General features: G+C 73.1%; 15 protein-coding genes. 9 read left to right on the top strand and 6 right to left on the bottom strand.

Annotated elements, in window-relative coordinates; translation table 11 throughout:
- Positions 1–25: 25 nt before the first annotated feature.
- The gene (locus WA788_RS20845) at positions 26–874 is read right to left on the bottom strand and encodes an MmyB family transcriptional regulator (RefSeq protein WP_335979513.1); all 849 of its coding nucleotides are present in this window, start codon (positions 872–874) and stop codon (positions 26–28) included.
- 124 nt (positions 875–998) lie between these two features.
- On the opposite strand from WA788_RS20845, the gene WA788_RS20840 reads away from it, so the two are divergent.
- Positions 999–1817, top strand: coding sequence for an SDR family oxidoreductase (locus WA788_RS20840; RefSeq protein WP_335979510.1), 819 nt, complete (start codon positions 999–1001; stop codon positions 1815–1817).
- 88 nt (positions 1818–1905) lie between these two features.
- Here WA788_RS20840 and arr read toward each other — a convergent pair whose 3' ends face one another.
- Positions 1906–2316 (bottom strand): NAD(+)--rifampin ADP-ribosyltransferase, encoded by a 411-nt coding sequence (arr, locus tag WA788_RS20835; RefSeq protein WP_335979508.1) that lies wholly within the window; start codon positions 2314–2316, stop codon positions 1906–1908.
- A 293-nt stretch (positions 2317–2609) separates the two neighbouring features.
- A complete protein-coding gene (locus WA788_RS20830; protein ID WP_335979506.1) occupies positions 2610–2981 on the bottom strand; it encodes a hypothetical protein in 372 nt (123 codons plus the stop codon).
- Between the two features lie 211 nt (positions 2982–3192).
- Between WA788_RS20830 and WA788_RS20825 the strand changes: the two genes are divergently transcribed.
- The gene (locus WA788_RS20825) at positions 3193–4161 is read left to right on the top strand and encodes an ArsR/SmtB family transcription factor (RefSeq protein ID WP_335979505.1); all 969 of its coding nucleotides are present in this window, start codon (positions 3193–3195) and stop codon (positions 4159–4161) included.
- Positions 4162–4257: 96 nt separating this feature from the next.
- Entirely contained in the window at positions 4258–4992 is a 735-nt protein-coding gene (locus tag WA788_RS20820; protein ID WP_335979504.1) for a peptidase E, read from the top strand.
- A 5-nt stretch (positions 4993–4997) separates the two neighbouring features.
- Here WA788_RS20820 and WA788_RS20815 read toward each other — a convergent pair whose 3' ends face one another.
- Positions 4998–5393 (bottom strand): NUDIX hydrolase, encoded by a 396-nt coding sequence (locus tag WA788_RS20815; RefSeq protein WP_335979503.1) that lies wholly within the window; start codon positions 5391–5393, stop codon positions 4998–5000.
- Between the two features lie 89 nt (positions 5394–5482).
- Between WA788_RS20815 and WA788_RS20810 the strand changes: the two genes are divergently transcribed.
- Positions 5483–6106, top strand: a complete 624-nt coding sequence (locus WA788_RS20810) for a DinB family protein (RefSeq protein WP_335979501.1) — start codon at positions 5483–5485, stop codon at positions 6104–6106.
- 23 nt (positions 6107–6129) lie between these two features.
- Here the strand turns inward: WA788_RS20810 and WA788_RS20805 are convergent, their stop codons facing one another.
- Complete coding sequence (locus WA788_RS20805) at positions 6130–6747, bottom strand: TetR/AcrR family transcriptional regulator (protein ID WP_335979499.1); 618 nt, start codon at positions 6745–6747, stop codon at positions 6130–6132.
- Positions 6748–6830: 83 nt separating this feature from the next.
- Here WA788_RS20805 and WA788_RS20800 point away from each other — a divergent pair, with 83 nt between their 5' ends.
- Positions 6831–7526 carry an alpha/beta hydrolase gene (locus WA788_RS20800; RefSeq protein WP_335979497.1) on the top strand — a complete coding sequence of 232 codons (696 nt, stop codon included), beginning with the start codon at positions 6831–6833 and terminating at the stop codon, positions 7524–7526.
- Between the two features lie 34 nt (positions 7527–7560).
- On the opposite strand, the gene WA788_RS20795 is transcribed toward WA788_RS20800, so the two are convergent.
- Positions 7561–8820, bottom strand: coding sequence for an ROK family transcriptional regulator (locus tag WA788_RS20795; protein WP_335979495.1), 1260 nt, complete (start codon positions 8818–8820; stop codon positions 7561–7563).
- Between the two features lie 554 nt (positions 8821–9374).
- Here WA788_RS20795 and WA788_RS20790 point away from each other — a divergent pair.
- The 4 genes from WA788_RS20790 (at position 9375) to WA788_RS20775 (ending at position 15935) form a co-directional block, all read left to right on the top strand.
- Positions 9375–10757, top strand: a complete 1383-nt coding sequence (locus tag WA788_RS20790; RefSeq protein WP_335979494.1) for an extracellular solute-binding protein — start codon at positions 9375–9377, stop codon at positions 10755–10757.
- Positions 10754–11704 carry a carbohydrate ABC transporter permease gene (locus tag WA788_RS20785; RefSeq protein WP_443034071.1) on the top strand — a complete coding sequence of 317 codons (951 nt, stop codon included), beginning with the start codon at positions 10754–10756 and terminating at the stop codon, positions 11702–11704. The genes WA788_RS20790 and WA788_RS20785 overlap by 4 nt, the downstream gene beginning before the upstream one ends.
- Positions 11705–11883: 179 nt before the next feature.
- On the top strand, positions 11884–12789 hold the full coding sequence (locus WA788_RS20780) for a carbohydrate ABC transporter permease (RefSeq protein WP_335979493.1): 906 nt from the start codon (positions 11884–11886) through the stop codon (positions 12787–12789).
- A gap of 74 nt (positions 12790–12863) precedes the next feature.
- The gene (locus tag WA788_RS20775; RefSeq protein ID WP_335979491.1) at positions 12864–15935 is read left to right on the top strand and encodes an alpha-mannosidase; all 3072 of its coding nucleotides are present in this window, start codon (positions 12864–12866) and stop codon (positions 15933–15935) included.
- Positions 15936–15955 lie beyond the last annotated feature (20 nt).

Raw genomic sequence — 15955 nt, 5'->3', positions numbered from 1 at the left:
TCGGCGGGCGCGGTCGGGGGCGGGCTCAAGCGTGGTGGAGCGGCGCGAGGGTGTGGTGGGCGTCGCTGGAATCCCGTGCCGGCGCGCAGGTCATGATGCGGATGTCGTTCTCGGGCAGTTTCAGGACGTCGTAGTGGAAGACGGGGCGGCCCGCGGACGGGTGTCCGGCGGTTCGCCGTCCGCCCATCCGCGCGCCGAGCGACGGGGACTTCCACAGGGCGCGGAAGTGCGCGCTGGCCGCGGTGGCCTGTGCGACGAGTCCGGCCAGATCGCGGTCGTCGGGATAGGCGGCGAGGGTCAGGCGCAGTTCGGCGACGAGCGCGGTGGTGAAGTCGGGGTCGCCGTCGCCGGTCGGAAGGACGGCTGTTCCGCCGGGCGCGGGAGGATCGACGAACAGGGCCCGGACCAGGTTGCGCGGGGCCAGGGGGTGCTGGTCGGGGTCGGCCAGCAGGGCGGCCCAGGACGGGTTCCACGCCAGCAGGGTCCAGTCGGCGGCGAAGACCCCGGCGGGGATGTCGCCGAGGTGCCGGACCAGCCGTGCGACGCTCGCCGGCACCTGGTCGGGCACCTGGCCGGGTACGGGCGGCAGCAGCCCGGCGACCAGGTGCAGGCGGCATGCCTCGTCCGGGCTCAACCGCAGCGCCCTGGCGAGCGCGGCGAGCACCTCGCGCGAGGGGCGCCGTGAACGGCCCTGCTCCAGGCGCAGCAGGTAGTCGACGGAGACGCCGGCGAGCGCGGCGAGTTCCTCACGGCGCAGGCCCGCGGTGCGGCGGCGGCGCGTCGCGGGGAGCCCGACGTCGGCAGCGGTCAGGCGCCCGCGCCAGGCACGCAACGCCTCGCCCAGCGTGTTCTCGGCCCGCGTCGGTTCATCCATGCTCGCTCCTCGCTCCCGCTCAGCGTAGTACCGGCGTTCTGGTGATCAGCAGGGCTCTGGCTGCGGCCGCCGGCCGGATCGAAGGTGGGGACGGATCGGATACGGCCGAGGAAGGGACACCATCATGAGTCAGGCGCAGTCCGGTACGAGCCAGGTGGGCGGGGCCCCCGCCGGTGCTCCGCAGGGGTCGGGCCCGGCGTTGGCCGGGCGGGTCGCGCTGGTCACCGGGGCCTCCAGCGGGATCGGGCGGGCGACGGCGCTGGCGGTCGCAGAGCAGGGCGGTGCGGTCGCGGTCACCGCGCGCCGCGCCGACCGGCTCGAGGAGCTCGCCGGGGGCATCCGGGCGCGCGGCGGCTCGGTGCTGGTGCTGCCGGCGGACCTGTCGGACCCGGCGCAGGTCGACGCCGTGGTCGAGCACACCGTCGGGCACTTCGGGCGGCTGGACGTACTGGTGAACAACGCGGCCGCCAGCGCACCCGGGTTCGTCGAGCACAGCGACCCGGCGCGGTGGGACACCCTGGTGGAGGTCAACTTCCGCGCTGTGCTGCGCCTTTCGCACACCGCGCTGCCGCACCTCCTGCGGGCGGCCGACAGGCCGGCGGGCGTCGCGGACGTGGTCAACATCAGCTCGGTCGTCGGGCGCAAGCCCATCAAGGGCAACGCGGTGTACTCGGCGGCCAAGCACGCGGTCATCGCCTTCGGCGACGCGTTCCGCCAGGAAGTGGCGCTGCGCAAGGTGCGGGTCGGTGTCGTCGAGCCGGGCATGGTGGCCACGGACATGACGGTCGGCACCGGCGTCGGGGACGAGGCCGGGCACACGATGACCGAGCGGGACTGGCTGCACGTGGACGATGTGGCGCGTGCCGTCGTCTTCATGGTCACCCAGCCGCGGCGCTCCGCGGTCAGCGAGATCCTGCTGCGGCCGACCGCCCAGGAGTACTGATCCGCTCGGCGGGCGGGAGAACGGGTCGCACGAGCGCGGGTCGCTTCCCCGTCCGGCGCCGCCCGAACGATCGGCGGCGGGACGGCCCTCAGTTGATGATCTCGGCGCGGCTGTCCTGGCGCGTCGCGGACAGCCGGTCCCGCCACATCCGGAGTGCTTCGGGTGTCTGGCGGGTCCAGTCCGTGACCTCGCCGAGGATGCGGAGCGGGTGCTTGCTGCGGTAGGAGCGGGTGGGGTTGCCGGGGAACTTCTTGTCGGTGACGTTGGGGTCGTGTTCGAACTCCCCGGTGGGCTCGACGGCGTACACCCGCGGGGGCCCGTCTCCGGCGGCGAGTTCGGCGGCGAGCCCCGCGCCGTCCCGCAACGCGGTGAAGTAGATGTGGTTCATCACGACCTCGGGCCGGTAGTTGGAGCGGAACCCGGGGGTGAGCTGGTCCCCGGTCCGCAGATCGGCCCTGGTCCCGTGGAAGAACGGCCCGTCGTCCAGCACCTCGCTCATCGCGGCAGATTACCAAGCCGCCGCGGGCACAGGGTGCGTACGCACGCGGGCCGACCCGCGTACCGCGGCGGGGCCTTCGTGCCGAGGGGATGCCGGTGCCGGTGCACGAGATCGCCCGCCGGACGGGCGGTCCGGGCACCAGCACCAGCACCAGGTTCGACGCCGAAGCTGGTGCCTCAGCCGCCGGCTGCGACGTCCCAAGCGGGCGCGCGCGCCGCTGACCGAGGCACGGTCAGCGGGCACGCCCGCCCCTGCCGCCGGCTAGCCGGCGCGGCCCGCCGGCGCCCGAGTCGTCAGCAGGGGTGCGTGGCTCCGTGGTTGCTGAGATAGACGTCGCTGAACCAGCCCTCCTGGCTCGTACCGGAGATCCGGCCGTAGGTCCAGGTGTCCATCGTGAGGCCGTTCGAGGTGACCGAGCTGCCGGTGTCGTAGCACCAGTAGTAGATCTTCGCGCCGTGGGCGGCATAGCCGTACGCGTCGCAGTAGGTGTACGGGCCCTCGCGGCGGGCGAGGCTGTCGGCGGTGACCGTGCCGCTGCCCGCGTCCGCGTTGTGGTGGTAGAAGTCGCAGGCGACCTTGGGCGATACGTCGGCCGGCGCCGAGGCCGAGGCCGACGCCGACGGCGCCAGGACGAGGCCGCTGCCGAGCAGTGCGGCTCCTGCCATGAGTCCGATGTGCGTCCTTTTCAGCACGTGGGTTCCCTCCCGTGATCGAGCGTGATGTCCGGTTTCTGCCTGCCGCACCCATCCCCCGGCGGCAGAGACTGGACCGGAACGCGTCACAGCGTGCGTGTCGGGCGCCGTCCGCGGCAATGTATTCAGCTGCCGCTGAACTGTCGGACGGGTCAGGCGCGGGACCGGACGGTGGGGGGACCGTGTGCTGAGGGTGCATGTCACCGCGGAGGACCTGTTACGGGTCCGGATGGCCGACGAGCCCGCGCCTTTGATGGAACTGGGCCTGGCGCTCATGACGCTCAAACGCCCGGCGGACCCGGTGTTCCGCCAGTGGCGGCACCGCGCCCAGCGGTCCCTCCCGCCGCAGGCCCGCCCGGTGCTCGACCTGCTGTCGCCGACCGGTACGGGCCCGCTGTTCCTCGACCCGCCCACCGCGGGCTTCGCCGAGGGGATGGACACCGTCCGCTCGGCGCCGCGCGCCTACGTTCGCTCCGAGCTGCTCAGGGTGCGCGCTCCGGAGCGGCCGCGCGCCCGGTGGGCCCGCGGGCTCGCCGACGACGACCGCGAGTCCTGGCAGTTCCTCGAGCGGTCGATGGCCGCGGCCTACGCGAGTCTGCTCGCCGATGCCTGGCCGCGGGTCCGGGCCGGATTCCACGCGGAAGCGGCATGGCGTGCGCGGTACCTGGCCCGGCACGGGCTGCTCGCCACGCTGACCGGGCTGTCCCCCTCGGCCCGGTGGGACGGCATGGCCCTGGAGTTCCCGCGCGCGTACGACCGCGAGATCCGGCTGACCGGGCAGGGCCTGACGCTGCTCCCCTCGCTGCTCTGGACCGCAGGTCCGCTGCTCGCCCCGCAGCCCGAGGGCCCCACGCTCCTCGTCTACCCGGCCGTCACCCCGCTGCCCCTCCAGGAGGCCGCCGCCACCCCCGACCCCCTCAACGCCCTCCTCGGCAGCACCCGCGCGGCGATGCTCCGGCTGCTGACGGCGCAACACACCACCACGGGCCTGGCCAAGGCGCTCGACATCAGCCCCGCGGCGGCCTCCATGCAGGCCAGAACCCTGCGGGACGCCCGGCTGATCACCACCCGGCGCGAAGGCCGGAGCGTCTCGCACTGCTGCACCGCGCTGGGGCTCGACATGATCTCGGCGGCAACGCCCGCACTGTGCTGAGCGCGTCGGCACCGCGCCTGCCGAAGGCGCACTCGGCCGTGCGGCGCGGCAGCTCCTCGGCGGCGGAGTCGGCGTGTTCGGCGTACGGTTGGGGGCATGACCGCTGGTGAGCCGACCATTGTCGCCACGTCCGGGGGGCTTCGGGCCGGCGGGCGGACCCGGGTGGAGTTCGACGCGCTCGTCCACCACGCCGTGGAGCTGTCGGGGGTGCACGGGCGCCGGCCGCGGGTGATGTACGTGGGGACCGCGATCGGGGACGCGGAGCACTTCACGGCGCGGGCGGTGGAGGCCGGACGGGTGGCGGGGTTCGACGTGACGCCGCTGCACCTGTTCCCGATGCCGAACGTCGCGGACATCGAGGGCGAGGTGCTGGCCCAGGACGTGGTGTGGGTGATGGGCGGTTCGGTGGTGAACCTGCTCGCGGTGTGGCGGGCGCACGGGGTGGACGCGGTGATGCGGCGCGCGTGGGAGTCCGGGGTGGTGCTCAGCGGGGTGAGCGCGGGCTCGATCTGCTGGTTCCGGGGCGGTACCACGGACTCCTACGGGCCGCGGCTGCGCCCGGTGACGGACGCGCTGGGCCTGCTGCCGTACGGGAACGGGGTGCACTACGACTCGGACGCGGGCCGGCGGCCGCTGGTCCACCGGCTCGTCGCGGACGGCACCCTGCCGGCGGCGCACTGCACGGACGACGGGGTCGGGCTGGTCTACCGCGGCACCGAACTGGTGGAGGCGGTCGCGGAGGTGCCGGGCAAGGGCGCCTACGTCGTCCGCCGCGAGGGGGACACCGCCGTGGAGGAGCGGATCGAGCCGCGCAGGCTGCCCCCGGTGTGAGGCGATCAGGCCAGCTCGCCCGCGGCGTTGAGGTCGTCGAAGAGCAACTGGTCGACGGGCGGGACGCGTTCACGGTCCGCGTACGAGAACCAGGCCGTCTCCTCGATCTCGCTGCTCGGCGCCAACCGCCCTTCGTACGCGGCGGTGTAGCACGCCATCCGCACCACGGCGCCCTCGGGCAGATTGGGCCCGCCGGCCTCGTACGTGCCCGCGTGGACGGCGCTGTGCGGATCGAGCCGGACCGTCAGCTCCTCCCGGATCTCGCGGACCAGCGTCTCCAGATCCGTCTCGGCGCCCTCCCGCTTGCCGCCGGGAACGTAGAACACGCCCTTCCCGCGCGGCCGCGCGCACAGAATCCGGCCGCCCTCGATCCGCACCCAGGCGACCGTGTCGATCAGCACGCCGCCCCTCCTCTCCCCGGCACGGGGCCGACCCCGCAGCCGTACGCCACTCGCCTGCGCCGACCCTACGGGACGGCAGAATGACCCGCATGACCGCACACGACGCGAAGGCCGAACTGCACCTCTACCTCCAGGGCGCGCGGGAGGCGTTGCTGTGGAAGCTGGACGGGCTCTCGGAGTACGACATCCGGCGGCCGATGACGCCGACGGGCACCAATCTGCTCGGGCTGGTCAAGCACGTGACCGGCGCCGAACTGGGCTACCTCGGCGACACGTTCGGTCGGCCCTCCGGCAAGCTCGCGCAGTGGAGCGACGAGAACGCGGAGCCCAACGCCGACATGTGGGCCACCGCCGAGGAGTCGCGCGAGTTCATCGTGGCCGGATACCGCCGGGCGTGGGCGCACGCCGACGCGACGATCGAGGCACTGCCGCTGGACACGGTCGGCGAGGTCCCGTGGTGGCCGGCCGGCCACAGGGACGTGACGCTGCACCACGCCGTGGTACGGGTCGTCGCCGACGCGCAACGGCACGCAGGCCACGCGGACATCCTGCGCGAACTCCTCGACGGCACCGTGGGGATGACGCGGCAGAACGTCGGCGTGCCCGAGCAGGACCGTGCGTGGTGGGAGGCGCACCGTGCCCGCGTCGAACAAGCCGCCGCCCACGCTCCGACCGCCCGCACCGCCCCGCTCCCCGGACAGGCCACCGCGTAAGCGCTCGGCCGGGCGGCGCGGGGTCAGGCTTCCGCCGCCGTGTCGGGCCCGGCGGGGCGGGCGGGACGGCCGTCGCCCTGCTCCCCCGGGACGGACAGGTGCTCGAGCGCGGCGAGGAAGTGGCGGAAGGCGCGGTCGGCGCGGTCGGTGTCGCCGGTCGCGTCGAGGTCCATGATCAGCCCGCGGATGACCGCGAGCACGAGCGTGGCGAGGTCCGGCCGGCCGATGCTGCGCAGGCCCTCCTCCAGCGGGCCGAGCCAGTCGGTCGTCGCGGTGCGGCGGAAGTCGGGCCACAGCCGCTGTTCCGCGCTTTCGCGCAGCCGGCCGAACATCCGCAGGTAGGGCTGCCCGCCCGGGCCGGTGATGGCGCTCCAGGCGCGATCGAGCGTGGCCGGGTACGGCTCGCCGGGCCGCACGCGCAGCAGGTCGCCGAACGCGTCGAGTTGGCGTTGCCGTGCCCTTTCCAAGACGGCGCGCAGCAGGGCGTCGCGGGTGCCGAAGTGGTAGATCAGCATGCGGGCCGAGGTGCCGGTGGCGGTGGCCAGCGGCTCCAGCCGGTCGGGCAGGCCGTGGGCGAGCGCGTGGTCGGCGCAGGCGTCGAGCAGCCTGTCCTTGATGTGCGGTTCCGGTCGTCTGCCCACGCCCCGACTTTTTCACGTAATTGTCGTTACGTCTATCGTCGGAAGGGAAGCAGGTCGCGACAGACAGACACACGGAGGCTGGGATGAGGGTCGTGTTCGTGCACGGGGCATGCGTGCGGGACGGGTCGTGGTGGTGGCACCGCACCGCCGAGCTGCTGCGGGAGCGGGGGGTGCCGAGCGTGGCCCCGGCGCTGCCGAGCTGCGGCGAGGCGGGCCCGCCCGGCGGCGCCGGGGGTCCGGGGCTCGTCGAGGACGTCGCCGCGGTGCGCCGGGTGCTGCGCGACAGCGACGAGCCGACGGTCGTGGTCGCCCACAGCTACGGCGGCATCGTCACCGCGGAGGCCGCTGCCGGAATCGGGTCGGTACGCCACCTGCTGCTGGTCTCCAGCTACCTGCCCGAAGCCGGGCAGAGCCTGTCGGACTTCGGGGACGGCGGCCCCGCCCCGTTCCTCGACGTCGACCCCGATGCCGGCACCTTCGCGGTCCGCCCCGAACTGCTGGTGGACACCTTCCTCCATGACTGCGGCCCCGAGGTACAGGCGCAGGCGGCGGACCACCTCGCCGCGCAGAGCGTGCGGGTGACCGGGCAACCGGTCGGCGCGGCCGCGTGGCAGCAGGTGCCCTCGACGTACCTCGTCTGCGCCCGGGACCGCGGCACCCCGCCGCGGCTCCAGCGCGAGTTCGCCCGGCGGGCCGCCGACGTCGTCGAACTCGACGCCGGCCACCACCCCTTCCTGTCCCAACCGGCCGCGGTCCGGGACCTGCTGCTCGCCCTGTGACGACCCACCGCCGCGCCGCCTGCCCAAACGGTCCCTAGCCTCGCGGCTGCGTCAGCATCCGCCAGCCCGGGGCGTAGGTGCCGTGCAGGACCAGCGATGCCGCGCCCACCGCGCCCACCGCCTCGCCGATCACGCTGCGCTCGACGGCGACGCGCCGGATCACCCGGGTCACCGATGTCGTGTTGACGGCCGCCTCGACCGCCTCGCACATGATGTCCTCGATGCCGCGCAGCGCCTCCCCGCCCAGCACCACCCGCTCGACGTCGAGGAGGGCGACGGCGCCGCGGGCGGCCTGGCCGATGCGGGCGGCGGCGGTGCGGACGACGTCGCAGGCCGCGCGGTCGCCGCGGCGGGCGGCCCGGCACAGCAGCTTCCAGTCCGCGTGCGCGGACTCCTCGACCCGCGCGGGGTCCGCGGCGCAGGCGAGCCCGATCCGCTCGGCGGCCGAACTGCCGTACCGGGCCAGCAGATCGGCCAGGACGGCGGACGGGTTGACGTACGGGCCCAGGCAGTTGGTGCCGCCGCAGTGGCAGGTCCGTTCGCCCGGCTCGACGGCCATGTGCCCGAACTCGCCCGCGTTGCTCGAATCACCGTGGAGCACCGTGTTGTTGAGCACGATCCCGGCGCCGATGCCGGTCCCGAGGTAGAGGAAGAGGAAACTGCCGGCCCGGGCCCGGCCGCCGATCCAGCGTTCACCGATGGCCGCGGCGGTCGCGTCGTTGTCCATGGCGACCGGCATCCCGGTGGCGGCGCCGAACATCTCCAGCAGCGGCACCCGGCCCCAGCGGGGGAAGTTCGGCGGGTGCACCACCTCGCCCGCGGTGCCGTCGATCGGTCCGGGCGTGGCGATGCCGGTGCCGAGCAGCCGGGCGGGGTCCACCCGGGTCCGGGCGGTCAGGCGCCGGGCCGCGGCGGCCACCCGGGCCACCACGTCGGCCGGCTCGGCGGAGTCCGCGAGCGCGACCCGGCGCGAGGCCAGCACCTCGCCGGCGAGGTCGACCACCACGATCACCGCGGCGTCCGGATCGAGCTGCACCCCGACCGCGAACGCCCCGTCGGCGCGCGGCGAGAGCAGGGTCCGGCGCTTGCCGCCGCTGGAGGGCGCGTGCCCGGACTCCGTGATCAGGCCCGCCGCCAGCAGCCGCCGCACCACATTGGAGACGGTCTGGCTGGTCAGCCCGGTCAGCGGCGCCAGCTCCACCCGGCTGACCGGCCCCGCGGTCCGGATCGCGTCCAGGATCACGGCCTGGTTGTAGCCCCCCACCCGGGGCAGATTGGTCCCACCCTGCGTCACCGTGTCACGTTCCTCTCCCCTCGCCGTGTCACGCCTCCCGCCCGTCCCGTCCGCGCGCCGCCCGTACGAAGCAGCCGTACGAGCCAGCCGTACGAAGCAGCCGCCGTACGAAGCCGCCGCCGTACGAAGCCGCCACGCAAAGTCGCCGCGCAAAGCAGCCGCCGCCCCCAACGGCCGCCGTCCGCACCCGACTTCGCGAGCCCCGCCCGTACCCGCCCGCGCCCCATTCCGCTTACGCCCCCGCTCCGCCCGGAACGCTCCCCCGCCCGGCACCGCCCGCGCCCCCGCGGCCCCGCGGCGACCGCGGCGAACCGCCCCGCCGCGCGCCCCGCGCCCGCTTCCGCACCCCCCGACGGCGGGAAGTTTACATGTCAGAAGCGTTGACTTACTCCATCCATTGGATTTAGCTTCGCCGACAACCAGGGCGCCGCCCGCCCTGCCGGCCACAGGTTTCCGACTGTTGGCGCCCTGTGGCACACCCGCGTCCCGCGCCCGGCCCGCCCTGTCACCTCACGCTCGCGGGCCGAGTACGGGCACTCCACCGGAGGTTGAGCGTGCGCACGAGACTCACCGTTGCCGCCGGCATCACCGCCGTCACCGCACTGCTGGGCGCGACCGCAGCGGGCTGCGGTTCCGGTTCCGGCAGTTCCGGAAAAACGATCAAGGTCGTCTACCAGAAGCAGCTCAACAGCAGCAACACGGTGCAGCCCGACTTCCTGGCCGCGCAGGTCAAGGCGTTCGAGAAGGCGAACCCCGGCACCACCGTCAAGCTCGTGCCCGTCACCGCCAGCGAGAACGACTACTACACGAAGATCCAGCTGATGATGCGCTCCCCCGTGACCGCGCCCGACCTGGTCTACGAGGACACCGCCACCATCAACTCCGACGTGGCCAGCGGGTACTTGAAGCCGCTGGACAGCTACCTGGCGTCGTGGCAGGACTGGAGCCGGTACGCGGCGGCGTCCAAGACCGCGATGAAGTACGCCAAGGACGGCAAGACCTACGGCGTCCCGGACAACACCGACACCCGCGGCATCTGGTACAACAAGACGCTCTTCAAGCAGGCCGGCATAGCAGTGCCCTGGCAGCCGAAGACCTGGGCCGACGTACTCACCGCGGCCCGCACCATCAAGGCCAAGGTGCCCGGCGTCACCCCGATGAACCTCTACACCGGCACCGCGGGCGGCGAGCAGTCCTCGATGCAGGGCTTCGAGATGCTGCTGTACGGCACGGCCGCCGGCGGCAACTCCCTCTACGACGCGGCGCAGCAGAAGTGGGTGGTGGGCAGCGCGGGCTTCAAGGACGCGCTGGACTTCCTGCACACCGTCTACAGCGAGAACCTCGGCCCGAAGGTGCAGACCGCGCTCGGCGTCAACATCGGCGCCCAGGTCGGCACCGAGATGATCCCGCAGGGCAAGCTCGCCATCGACATCGACGGCTCCTGGATGCCCAACAACTGGATTCGCACCGGCGCGAAGCCCTGGCCGCAGTGGGAGACCACGATGGGCGAGGCCGCGATGCCGACCCAGAACGGACAGGGCAAGGGCAAGGTCAGCATGTCCGGCGGCTGGGCCTGGTCGATCCCGGCCAAGGCGAAGAACACCGCCCTGGCGTGGAAGTTCCTCCAGGCGCTGGAGACGGAGTCCGCCTCGGCGCAGTGGAACAACGTCAACGCCACCATCCCCACCCGCCAGGACGTCGCCGCCGACCCGAAGTACCTCAAGGCGCTGCCGACCAACGAGTTCTTCAGCTCCCTGGTCGCCGACACCTACTACCGGCCCGGTGTGCCGGCCTACACCCAGGTCTCGACCGCCATCCAGAAGGCCATGGAGTCGGTGACGACCGGTCAGGCCTCCGTCGACAAGGCCGCGAGTACGTTCGATAACGATGTCAAGTCCGCGGTGGGCGCGGACCACACCGTCCAGGGCGCGCAGTGACCTCCGCCGCGCCCGCCCCCACCGCTCCCGCCGCCGGCCGCAAGGGGGCCGGCGGCGGCCGGTCCGAGCGGGGGCCGCTGCCGGCGCCGCTGGCCGCACTGCTGCGCGGGCTGCCGGTGCTGCCGTCGGTGGTGCTGCTGGCGGTGTTCCTCGCCGGGCCGATCGGGTACTGCGTCTACTACGCCTTCACCGACATGCAGCTCACCGGCGCGTCGGGCACCCACTTCACCGGGCTGCACAACTTCTCCCGCGCCTTCGGCGACCCCGACTTCACCAACGCGGTCGAGCTGACACTGCTGTTCGTGATCGGCTCGGCGGTGATCGGGCAGAACACGCTGGGGCTGGCGCTGGCGGTGCTGATGGAGAAGGCGTCCAAGCCGGTGCGGTCGTTCACCAGCGCGGTGGTGATCTCCGCGTGGGTGCTGCCGGAGGTGGTCGCGGGCTACCTAATGTACGCGTTCTTCTTCCAGCAGGGCTCGCTCAACGCGATCCTGCGCTTCCTGCACCTGCCGCAGCAGAACTGGCTGTACACGCTGCCGATCCTGGCGGTGTGCCTGGCCAACGTGTGGCGCGGCACCGCGTTCTCGATGCTGGTGTTCTCCGCGGCGCTCGGTGATGTGCCGCGCGAGCTGGTGGAGGCGGCGGAGGTGGACGGCGCGAACCCGTGGCAGCGGCTGTGGCGGGTGACGCTGCCGGTGATCCGGCGCTCGATCCTCACCAACCTGATGCTCATCACGTTGCAGACGCTGTCGGTGTTCGGCCTGATCTACACGATGACCCGGGGCGGCCCGGGCAACAAGACCGAGACGCTGCCGATCTTCATGTACCAGCAGGCGTTCCAGAACAGTCTGATCGGCTACGGCACCGCGATCGCGCTGGTGCTGCTGGTGGTGGGGGCGCTGTTCTCGGTGGTGTACATCCGGATGCTCAGAATCGAGGAGGGGTGACGAGCGAGTCACCGCAGTGGGCGGCCGACGAAGGAGGCCGTCCGCGGAGGAGACGAGGAGGAACACCGACCAACCAAAGAGGAGGGGTGACGAGCGAGTCACCGCAGTGGGCGGCCGACGAAGGAGGCCGTCCGCGGAGGAGACGAGGAGGAACACCGACCAATGAAAGGGGCGGGGTGATGGCCGCTACGGACAGTGCGCCTGTCGCGGCGGTCTCGGCCGGGCGGCGGGCACCGGTGCGGGTGCGGGTGGGGCGGACCCGCAAGGGGCGGGTGCGGGCCGGGCGCAGCGTGATCAACGTGCTGCTGCTGCTGTTCTCGGTGCTGTACCTGGTGCCGCTGGTGTGGATGGTGCTGGCGTCGGTCAACGCGCACGCGTCGTTCAGGCTGTCGGTGCCCTCGCCGACCACCGCGAACTTCCGCCATGTGCTCACCTACGACACTACGTTCCGGCCGATGCTCAACGGCCTGCTGCTGTGCGGCGGCGGGACCCTGGTGTGCGTGGTGTGCTCGATCCTGGCCGCGTATCCGCTGTCGCGGTTCCGGTCGCGGCTGCGCCGGCCGTTCCTCTACACGATCCTGTTCAGCACCGGACTGCCGATCACCGCGGTGATGATCCCGGTGTACAGCATGTTCGTGCAGGTCAACCTGATCGACTCGATGCCGGCGACCACGCTGTTCCTGGCCGCGTCCGCGCTGCCGTTCGGGATCTGGCTGATGAAGAACTTCATGGACGGGGTGCCGGTGGTGCTGGAGGAGGCCGCCCGGATCGACGGCGCCAACTCCATGCAGGTGCTGTGGCGGATCGTGCTGCCGCTGATGTGGCCGGGGGTGATCGTGGTGACGATCTTCACCTTCATCAGCATGTGGGGGAACTTCTTCGTGCCGTTCATCCTGCTGCTGACGCCGGAGAAGCTGCCCGCCTCGGTGAGCGTCTTCAACTTCCTCAGCGCCCACGACTACACGCAGTACGGGCAGTTGTCGGCGTTCTCGATCCTGTACTCGATCCCCGTGGTGATGCTCTACCTGGTGCTCGCCCGGCGGTTGGGCGGCGGGTTCGCGCTGGGCGGCGCGCTCAAGGGCTGACCGGCCGCCGTTCCGTTTCCCCGGTGCCCGGCGTCCGCCCGGGCACCTGTCCACCCAGAGGGAGGGCCCCTGCTATGCACAGCGATCCCGCCGCCATCGAGGAGCGGTTGCGGCGTGTGCTGGACCAGCGGCTGCGGCCGGCCGTGCACGCGCGGACGGTGCCGCTGGCCGTGGAGGTGTGGCACGTGCCGGGGGAACCGGTGCCGGTGGCCGAGGCGTTGGCCGCCGGGTACGGTCCGGCGCGGGTCGGCGACCGGTGGGGGCCGGCCTGGTCGACGAGCTGGTTCCGGCTCGCCGGCCGGGTGCCGCGGGAGTGGGCGGGGCTGCCGGTGGAGGCGGTGGTGGACCTGGGGTTCGGCACGACCGCGCCCGGGTTCTCCACCGAGGGGCTCGCCTACCGGCCGGACGGCACCGCGGTGAAGGCGCTCAACCCGCGCAACACGCATCTGCCGGTCGCCTCCCCGGCGGCCGGCGGCGAGGAGGCGGTGTTCTACGTCGAGGCGGCGGCGAACCCGGTGGTGATGCACACCGGTCCGGACCAGCTGACGTTCGGCGTCACCTCGGCGGGAGACCGGGCCGGCTGGCTCGCGGGCGGCGAGGGCGGCGGGGGCGGCGCGGACATCGGCGGCGAACCCCTGTACCAGCTGCGGCGCGCGGACCTCGCGGTCTTCGACGCCGGCGTCTTCGAACTGGTCCAGGACCTCGACGTGCTGGGCGAGTTGGCGCGGGAGCTGCCCGAACAGGCCACCCGGCGCTGGCAGATCCTGCGGGCGGTCGAGGACGCGCTCGACGTCATCGACCTCCAGGACATCGGCGGCACCGCGGCCGCCGCCCGCCAGGTGCTGGCGCCCGCGCTCGCCGCCCCGGCGTCCGCCGGAGCGCACCGCGTCTCCGCGGTCGGCCACGCGCACATCGACTCCGCGTGGCTGTGGCCGCTGCGCGAGACAGTGCGGAAGGTGGCCCGGACCGTCTCCAACGTCACCGAACTGATGGACGGCCACCCGGAGTTCCGGTTCGTGATGAGCCAGGCGCAGCAGCTGGCGTGGCTGAAGGAGCACCGCCCGGAGGTGTACGCGCGGGCCCAGGAGAAGGCGCGGACCGGGCAGTTCCTGCCGACCGGCAGCCTGTGGGTGGAGCCCGACACCAACATCACCGGCGGCGAGTCGCTGGTCCGGCAGTTCGTGCACGGCAAGCGGTTCTACCTCGCGGAGTTCGGGGTGGAGACCGAGGACATGTGGCTGCCGGACACCTTCGGCTACAACGCGGCGCTGCCGCAGCTGATGAAGCTGGCCGGGGTGCGCTGGTTCCTCACCCAGAAGATCTCCTGGAACACCACGAACGCCTTCCCGCACCACACGTTCCTGTGGGAGGGCATCGACGGCAGCCGCGTCTTCAGCCACTTCCCGCCGGTCGACTCCTACAACAGCGGGCTGACCGGGGCCGAACTCGCGCACGCCGAGCGGAACTTCCGGGACAAGGCGCACACCCACCGCTCGCTGGTGCCGTTCGGGTACGGCGACGGCGGGGGCGGTCCCACCCGGGAGATGCTGGCGCGGGCGGCGCGGGTGGCCGACCTGGAGGGCTCGCCGCGCCTGAGTGTGGAGGGGCCGGCCGAGTTCTTCCCGAAGGCCCGCGCGGAGTACCCCGAACCGCCGGTGTGGGTGGGCGAGTTGTACCTGGAGTTCCACCGCGGCACCCTGACCAGCCAGCACCGTACGAAGCAGGGCAACCGGCGCAGCGAACACCTGCTGCTGGAGGCCGAGTTGTGGTCGGCGACCGCGGCGCTGCGGACCGGGGCGCCCTACCCGTACGACGCGCTGGACCGGCTGTGGAAGACGGTGCTGCTGCACCAGTTCCACGACATCCTGCCGGGGACCTCGATCGCCTGGGTGCACCGGGAGGCGGAGCAGACGTACGCCGAGGTGACGCGGGAGCTGCGGGAGCTGGTGGACACCGCGCAGCGGGCGCTGGCCGGGGGCGGCGGCGGCACGGTGGTGTTCAACGCGGCGCCGCACGCCCGCGACGGGGTGCCCGCGATGGGTGCCGCCCCGCGCGGCGCCGGCCCCGCCGCGGTGCGGCCGGTGCCGTCCGGCGGCGGTTTCGTGCTCGACAACGGCCTGGTGCGCGTCACCGTCGACGGCCGCGGCCTGATCACGTCGGCGTACGACGTGGGTGCGGGGCGGGAGGCGCTGCCGCCGGGGGCGGTGGCGAACCTGCTCCAGTTGCACCAGGACTTCCCGAACCGCTGGGACGCGTGGGACATCGACGCCTTCTACCGCAACGCGGTGCGCGACCTGACCGAGGCGGAGTCGGTCACCGCGGACGAGGGCGCGGGCGGGGTGCGGGTGGTCCGCGGCTTCGGCGACTCCCGGGTCGAGCAGGTGCTCACCTTGCGCGAGGGCGCCCGGCAGGTGGACATCGACACAGTGATCGACTGGCACGAGCGGGAGAAGCTGCTCAAGGCGGCCTTCCCGCTGGACGTGCGGGCCGCGCACTCCACCGCGGAGATCCCGTTCGGCCACGTGGAGCGCCCGACGCACGTCAACACCAGTTGGGACGCGGCCAAGTTCGAGGTGTGCGCGCACCGCTTCCTGCACGTCGGCGAGCCCGGCTGGGGTGCCGCGCTGGTCAACGACTCCACCTACGGCCACGACATCACGCGGGACGTGCGGCCGGACGGCGGCACCACCACCACGGTCCGGCTGTCGCTGCTGCGCGCGGCGCGCTTCCCGGACCCGGAGCAGGACCAGGGCCGGCACCGGCTGCGGTACGCGTTCGCCGTCGGCGCCGAGGTGCCGGACGCGATCCGCGCGGGCTACCGGATGAACCTGCCCGAGCGGAGCGTGCCGGGTACGGCGGCGGTCGCGCCGCTGGTCGCCGTCGACCACGACGGGGTCGTCGTCACCTCGGTGAAGCTCGCCGACGACCGGTCCGGGGACGTCATGGTGCGGCTGTACGAGGCGCACGGCCGGCGGGCGCGGGCCACGCTGACGGCGTCGTTCGCGCCTGCGTCGGTGACGGTCACCGATCTGCTGGAGCGGCCGCTCGCGGACGACGGGAGCTGTACGGCCGACGGGGCCGGTGTGCATCTGGCGCTGCGGCCGTTCCAGATCCTGACGCTGCGGCTGGCGCCGGGGCGGCCCTGAGACCGGCCCGGGGCGCGCGG

Origin of the sequence: Streptomyces sp. CA2R106, assembly GCF_037034245.1 — a bacterium.
Classification (GTDB): Bacteria; Actinomycetota; Actinomycetes; order Streptomycetales; family Streptomycetaceae; genus Actinacidiphila.
Note: the sequence above shows the minus strand (reverse complement) of the source record. Positions and strands in the feature narration are given on the sequence as shown.